We start from the raw sequence: 4,694 nt of genomic DNA on the forward strand, positions 1-4,694 counted from the left end.
ACACCACCGATTGACGACCCGAACGATGCTGCCGCGACCGTACTGCCCGTCAGTTCTCTGGCTAGCTTCTCGGTGCGGGAGGCTGTTTCATTGATCTCGCGCTGCAGGCGATTCTGCTCGGTGCCCAGATTGCGGGTATCGATGCCTGACTGCTTGAGCCCTACTCCCAGCTTGGTGTGAGTTGCGGCTTGGCGAACCAGCTGAGATTCGAGCTGTTTGACCTCGCTAGCCAGCAGCTTCTCTTGCTTGGCCAACTGCTCGGCATCACCGACACCGGAGGCCTGAACCTTGCGCAATGATTCGAGTTTGTCGCGGGAGAGGACTGTCGCCAGCTCTAGTTGAGTCAGCGCCTCTTTGGACTTATTGAAGGCATCGATCTGATCGCGCTGTTGGCCGAGCTGCTGCAGACGTTCAGCCAGCTCTTTGGTCTCTTGCTCCACGGCGTTGGAGATAGGACCCAGATTGCCTACCTCTTTATTGAGCTCGGCAATCTCCTCGCGGCCAGTGGCTTTGGCGGCGAGTTCGAGGGCTAGTTTCAGATCTTTGTTGCTCATGAATGCCACAGGGTTGGATGGTTTAACCCCATGGTATAAAGCGGAGCCCCTTGAGAGGGTTTATTGTGTATTACATAAGAAAAACCCCGCACGATGGCAGGGCTTTGAAGTGGCTACAGCATAGCGAGTTAGACAGTCGTCGCCAACTCATCGACATAGAATGGGGCAGTTTCACCAGGGGCGATCATCAGCTCACCTTCCAGGGTAATGTCGATGGCCTTCTCACTCATGAAGTCCACGGCGTTCTTGGGGCTCAGGCTGGCCAGCGGCACCGTCAGCTTCACCGGGGTACCATCGATCAGGTTCTTGCCATCCAGGATCACCTTCGCTTCAATGGCTGGTTTGAGATTACCCTTGGTGCGCGTGCCGGTCACTGCGTTGTAGCTGTACCCCATGGTGATGGCTCCACCCGCTTTCACCGCGCCCCCCTTGGTCGCCCGGATCAGACCCAGCGCATAGTTCACTTCAACATCGACATCCACACCCAGGGGTGCCGCCGATGGCCCAGTTGCAGTCAGCCCGGCACTGGCCAGGTTGGTATTTGGCAAATCAGCCCAGGCAGGATACGCAGGCAGAGTCACCGCCAGATCTGCTTTGGTTCCAGCACCTTGATTGATGGTGACCTGCTCGCCCATGAACGCGGCGGCAAACAGGATAGGAGGCACTTCATTGGTGGCAATCGTGATGATCGCAGGCTTGCCGGTGTAATAGGTTTTGCGGCTATTACCATAGCCTTCAGCCTTTTTGCTGGCGATGGTGCGCTTATCCGCATCCGGCTTGATTTCCAGCTTATCCACTTCCAGCGGGCCAATCGCACCGGTAAAGACGCCGTCCACCTTTGGATTGATGAACATCGAGCCACCGAAGTGCAGGGTTTTTGGTTCTTGATTCATGGAAGTTCTCCTTTGAATTTCAACGTAACTTCAAACGCCAGCGGCAGATATGCAACGCCAGCTTTATAACTTGGCCGCACAGATGGATTCACCCGCACGAACGTGGACTTCTCAAACGATTTTCCAGCGATGGCGGTCAACAGCCGATGCAACCAGACCCCAGCCGTTGCTTGTCCCGGAGTCTGTCTGTGAGTCAGCAACACCAACCACTGCTGATCGACTTTGCTGCTCAGCCCTGATTGATGGCCCTCAACGACCCGGTCCCCCTGGTAGAGGATGTGAACCGCTGGGACTATCTGACCGAGGTTCTGCACATCGGCCACTTGCGTAGCGACAAACACATCCACCAAGCCTTGTGATTTCAACGGCTGCAACAGCTCCCGGAGGCGACTGCCCGCATCCAGCCAATCGACCTCCATCAGATAAACCCTCCGCTTTGGCGACCAAACACCCGACCATCGGATTGCAGTTCGGCCAGGTTCTGGCTTTCCAGTTGCTCACCATCAGCCGACATTCCCAGCGCCAGCTCACCACGGCCAACAGACTTCAAGAACGCGACAGCGGATTCATACCGCTTGCCGATTTGCTCCGGAGCCTGCTCGCCATAGAGCCGGTGGCGGGCAATGTCGCAGCAGATCGGCACCAACGCCGTTGGCACATGGGCCAATGGCAGCGGGTAACGCCCTGCCAGGTAGCCATCAATCAGGCTGCTGGCATCCGCCAGCGCCTGGGTGATAACCGCCTCGTCCAGATTGGCAGTACCCGGGATCACGGCGACATGCAACAGATCGACGCTGAACCGGCTTTGCATATCCTGGAGCGTGGCGTACATGCTTAGCCCTCGGCCTGCTCGTCAGCGACTGGCTTCTTGCCGTCAGCTTCGGAGGCGTCGTACTGGATCTTGGTGGCCGCTATAGCAGCGACCAGAGCTGGTTTATCCATGCCGGTATAGCCCTTGATTTCCAGATCCTTAGCCAGCGCCTTGAGCGCGGTCTGGCTCATGTCGTCCAGTGACTTAACCGTGCCATCCTGCTCCACCACCCCGCCGAGGGTACCGGTGGCTAAAGATGTTGGTGGTAACTGGTCGCCTACGCTGGAGCCATACAGACCAGAGTCCACACCCCCTTTCGGCGGCGCATCATCATCGGCAAGCTGTTCTGCAGCCGCAGCCAGCACCGTGACCACCAGACGCGGGTCGGCTTCCATGGCCGCGAGCTGGCCAGGTGACACAGTGATTTCATTAACCCCCGCGTCCAGGCGCACACCCGCTCGTAAATAGCCGGTATGGGCCACAGATACGACATGAATCGGAATAGATTTGACCATTTCATGAATCCCCCTAAATGGTGGGGTTTAACGCCCGTTTACACGGGCGTTAAACGGGTAGTTACAGGTAGTCGGCGACCAGCAACTTGACGCGCCCCTTGAGCTCGTTCGAGCTGTTGGCGTCCTGCTCACGTTCCAGCAAGCGAGTGGCAAGTTTTTCCAGTGACGGAGGAACAACCAGGATCGTCGGCTTGATACCCAGCTTCTTGCCGCCATCCCCTTCAATGGCTCGCATCTTCTCGATGGTGTCCCAGAGGTTGTCCGCATTCAGGGCGCGCTTATTGGCGAACGCCAACTGCCAGAAGCCGAACCCCACCGCATCACGGCAATCGACGCCGTAACGGAACTGCTTCTTGGTAAACACCGACTCGTCATCCACCTTGTCCATGGAGATCAACTGCGGCTTCTTACGCTCCTGGAAGATGAGCGGCTTCAACGCGCGGCTGGTATCCAGCACATACCAAGGCTCACCGGCGTACGCGCCATCCACTACCAGGTTCGCAACCGAAGCTGGGGTGCCGGTACCGTCCACATTGGGGTAAACCGGATGGTCGGTATCGAAGAAATACTGGCCGTCATAGCAAGCTGTCGTGAAACCGGCAGCGAGCACAGCAAAAACTTGCTCATCCGGATGGACACCAGCGGCACGCCCCATCTCAGCAAACAGCGGCGCGTAGATGCCCAGTTGGTCATCCTCAATGTCATTGCGATCGACGCCAACCGTGGACTCGTAGTCTTCGTTGGTGATGGCATAGCCATGGGCCGCCATCGAATTGATGACCCGATCACCCACCCACTTGCGCAAGGAGGGGAATTTACCGAGCCAGCCATAGGTGTTGGACTTGGTGGTGGACGGGATCACCGTAGCGATTTCAGTGTACTGAGATGGAACGGCGCCCAGCGCATCCTGGAAGTTCTTGTTGAATCCGGTAAAGAGCGCTGAAATCAGCGCATGAGTAACGATGGCCATTTAGTTGGTCTCCTTGAGCTTGGCGAAGTCAGCATGGGGAATACCCAGCTGGTCGGCGGCGTACTTGTCTTCTGCCGATAGCACGGCAGTTCCCTTGGTTTGCGGATCAGGCAGGCTGGACGTCTGTTGTGCCGACAGGGCAGCCAGAGCCGGGCGCGGGGCCAGCATGGCTTTGAGCGCGGCGACGCCCTTTTGGGCGGAGTACTGACGCAGATAGTCCTCTTCTGCCGCCACGACCTTGCCTTTTTCGCGGGCTTCCTTAATGACCGAGTCGGCATCGGTGGTATCGACCTTGGCCGACAGCACAGCCAACTGTTCGACCAGGGCGGTGTAGGTTTCTTTCGGGACATACTTGTCCAAATCAACCTGGCCCTGAGCAGGCGTAGCAGCCTTGAGTGCAGCCACGGACTGCTCCAGCTCCGGGACTTTCTTCGACTTATCCAGCGCAGCTTCGAGCGCGGAGAGCGCGGCGGTTTCCTGCTCGCCGGTCAATTGACCGTCTGCAGGCACCTCGATCCCGAGCTTGGCCAGGAGTTNAGCCAATGCGGCCAGCGCCTGCATGCCAACCACCCCTGGGTCATTGACCAGGGCGGCCATGCGCAGCTCTAACGGACGGCCGTTAGCGTCATAAGGGAATACAGCAGAGAGGAACCGGTACTCACCGGCCGACAGATGGGCGGCGGCCTTCTCGGTCCAGCGGGGTTTGATAAACAGGCCTTCGCCCTCACGCCACAGGATCTCGTCGGCGTTAAACCACCCAGCAGCTGGCGCGGATTGGCCGTTCTGGTCGGTCTTGAGGGTTTGGTGGTCGTAGTCGATCAGGATGTCCTGTCCCAACTTACGAGCCTTGCCAATCAACACGCCTGCCGTCTGTTCGTCCAGGTGCCACTGACCGCCCTCCACATCGAAGGGTCTGCCATCACGGGCTGTAAATGCGCCAGCGGGTAGCAG

6 protein-coding genes and 1 pseudogene are annotated in these 4,694 nt (G+C 58.1%); all 7 read right to left on the bottom strand.

Going from position 1 to position 4,694, the window contains the following annotated elements:
- A pseudogene (locus tag ACYVG7_RS04540) lies at nucleotides 1–554 on the bottom strand (tape measure protein); the annotation flags it as partial.
- A gap of 128 nt (nucleotides 555–682) precedes the next feature.
- Nucleotides 683–1,447, bottom strand: a complete 765-nt coding sequence (locus ACYVG7_RS04545; RefSeq protein ID WP_460882041.1) for a phage tail tube protein — start codon at nucleotides 1,445–1,447, stop codon at nucleotides 683–685.
- Nucleotides 1,444–1,866 carry a phage tail terminator protein gene (locus ACYVG7_RS04550; protein WP_460882042.1) on the bottom strand — a complete coding sequence of 141 codons (423 nt, stop codon included), beginning with the start codon at nucleotides 1,864–1,866 and terminating at the stop codon, nucleotides 1,444–1,446. The genes ACYVG7_RS04545 and ACYVG7_RS04550 overlap by 4 nt, the downstream gene beginning before the upstream one ends.
- Nucleotides 1,866–2,279 carry a gp436 family protein gene (locus tag ACYVG7_RS04555; RefSeq protein WP_460882043.1) on the bottom strand — a complete coding sequence of 138 codons (414 nt, stop codon included), beginning with the start codon at nucleotides 2,277–2,279 and terminating at the stop codon, nucleotides 1,866–1,868. Before ACYVG7_RS04555 ends, ACYVG7_RS04550 begins: the two co-directional genes overlap by 1 nt.
- 2 nt (nucleotides 2,280–2,281) lie before the next feature.
- Nucleotides 2,282–2,773, bottom strand: a complete 492-nt coding sequence (locus tag ACYVG7_RS04560; protein ID WP_460882044.1) for an HI1506-related protein — start codon at nucleotides 2,771–2,773, stop codon at nucleotides 2,282–2,284.
- A gap of 61 nt (nucleotides 2,774–2,834) precedes the next feature.
- Nucleotides 2,835–3,743: a Mu-like prophage major head subunit gpT family protein gene (locus ACYVG7_RS04565; protein ID WP_460882045.1), complete on the bottom strand. Its 909-nt coding sequence runs from the start codon at nucleotides 3,741–3,743 to the stop codon at nucleotides 2,835–2,837.
- On the bottom strand, nucleotides 3,744–4,694 hold the full coding sequence (locus ACYVG7_RS04570) for a phage protease (protein ID WP_460882046.1): 951 nt from the start codon (nucleotides 4,692–4,694) through the stop codon (nucleotides 3,744–3,746). It abuts the gene before it with no gap.

The sequence above is a fragment of the Pseudaeromonas pectinilytica genome (assembly GCF_054780855.1).